Here is a 1,697-nt window from a genome sequence, read left to right as displayed (position 1 = left end):
TATGTAAAACTGGCTATTGATGGTACGGAGGCTGCCAAGTCACCTAAATAATCAGGCCCACCAATTTTATCTATGTTTTTCCTTCCAACTCGTTCCATGACTGAAACAAAATCAATGGGAATCCCTTTCTCATCTAAATCTTGTATCGTCCATAAGACATTGAAATTCTTCCCTGGTGATAATTGAAAAGGTTTTATCTTCCCGTCTTTAATTAATCCAGGCTCAATTAGTAGAATCCCCAAATATGATTTTTCAGCTTCAAGATTGTATAAAAGATGTTCTTCCATATTTAGGACCTTCCTAGTATTTTTCTGATTTGCTTCTTGGATTCCTCGATAGAGTGAACGGACTCTTCGCTCATTTCCGATTTACTTTCTAGCAATCTTAGATATTCTAGTGTTTCATCAACGCTTGGAATGGAGTCCATTCTGTCTAATGGCCTTTTCTTCACAAGATCAGCAATCGTAGGAGGAAAAACACTGGATTCAAGGTGACGATCAAAATTTTTCAGGACCTTTTCAGAATCGTGCTTTTTCAAAACTCTTTCCCAAGAATCAAGTAAACTAGTAGGATCCTGAACCACGAACTTACCTGGATAACTAGATTGAATCGAATCTAGTAATTCTGCAATCTGCCTTCTTTCCAAGGGTTAACCTCCTTTTTCCACAAGAGCTAAAAAGCTATTTTGTTTTTTATGTGTACCCGTATTCAATTGCGGCAATGACTTGGATAACTTATCAGCTGCCTCTTCTGCTGTCGTGTGTCGAATAATTCCAAGAGTATAATTCTCCTTTTTGGAATGGTAAGCGGGATTATCACTATGAGTTTTTAAGCCATACTCTACACAAATTGTTGGATGCTTGTCCCAGTCTTGATACATTCCTAAAATTACAGAAGGAGATATCTTAGCACTCACCCTTGTATGCCGAATCATTTCTAGGTAATCATCAATAATTTTTAATTGATTATCAGAATACCTGAGACGCAAATTTTCAATTTGTTCGGGTATATTGTTTTTATTACTTTCCTTTACTTTACTTTCCTTTACTTTACTTTGGGGATTGATGTCACCATTTACTATGGGTAATAGGGAATTAATGTTTACATTAACTTCTTTATTGTCTGTATTAACCAAAGAAATTGTGATTTTACTAGAGCCAATATGTTCCCGATAATCTATCAGCAAAAATTCCTCATAAAGAGTAACCGACTTCCTCCTGACAATTGCCTCTATATAACGTGTTTGAATGCCTTTTGACGTTAAAACCCCGTATTTATCAAACGTTTCTTGGTCAAATAATCCCCAGTTTATGCAATCATGAACTATATCTTGAACTGTATTAATGTTTACATTTATTCGGCTAGAAAAGAGTAATTGTTCCCTTTCTGTCCAACGATAAAAGTAACCTTCTTTATAGATTTTCATTAGAAGTTTCAATGTAATCCCAAATCCTTTGACACCATGTTTCGCTTCGATCAAAGCAATTTTATCGTCTTGATCCATATCAACATCCAATGGAAAATAATCTAAGCCTTCTTTTTTAGGCCTGGCCATTATCACCTCGCCTCCTTTTAAAAAAATTGCGATAAAGTGTTGTGCCTCATTAGCTTCCCGTCCCCAACCCTTGATTAGGCATAAAAAGATTGCTAAAATAGGAGTATCAAATATTTACTTCGTAAAAGTAGGGAGCCCCTCA

At 35.8% G+C, this 1,697-nt stretch carries 3 protein-coding genes; all 3 read right to left on the bottom strand.

The window, feature by feature from the left end; all coding sequences use genetic code 11:
* The coding region (locus N9I19_RS24660) for a DnaB-like helicase N-terminal domain-containing protein (RefSeq protein WP_317779318.1) at positions 1 to 287 on the bottom strand (287 nt) is incomplete at its 3' end.
* Between the two features lie 2 nt (positions 288 to 289).
* Positions 290 to 646, bottom strand: a complete 357-nt coding sequence (locus N9I19_RS24655; RefSeq protein WP_317779317.1) for a replicative helicase loader/inhibitor — start codon at positions 644 to 646, stop codon at positions 290 to 292.
* Positions 647 to 649: 3 nt separating this feature from the next.
* Positions 650 to 1,555, bottom strand: coding sequence for a DUF4373 domain-containing protein (locus N9I19_RS24650; protein WP_317779316.1), 906 nt, complete (start codon positions 1,553 to 1,555; stop codon positions 650 to 652).
* Between the last annotated feature and the right edge of the window lie 142 nt (positions 1,556 to 1,697).

The organism is Peribacillus sp. CSMR9 (assembly GCF_033141925.1).
In the GTDB taxonomy this organism is placed as follows: domain Bacteria; phylum Bacillota; class Bacilli; order Bacillales; family DSM-1321; genus Peribacillus; species Peribacillus simplex_A.
This window is presented reverse-complemented; position numbering and strand designations above follow the sequence as displayed.

Excerpts from the sequence above, each read along its gene's own strand:
- N9I19_RS24650 (WP_317779316.1), bottom strand. The coding sequence starts at position 1,555 with ATGGCCAGGCCTAAAAAAGAAGGCTTAGATTATTTTCCATTGGATGTT.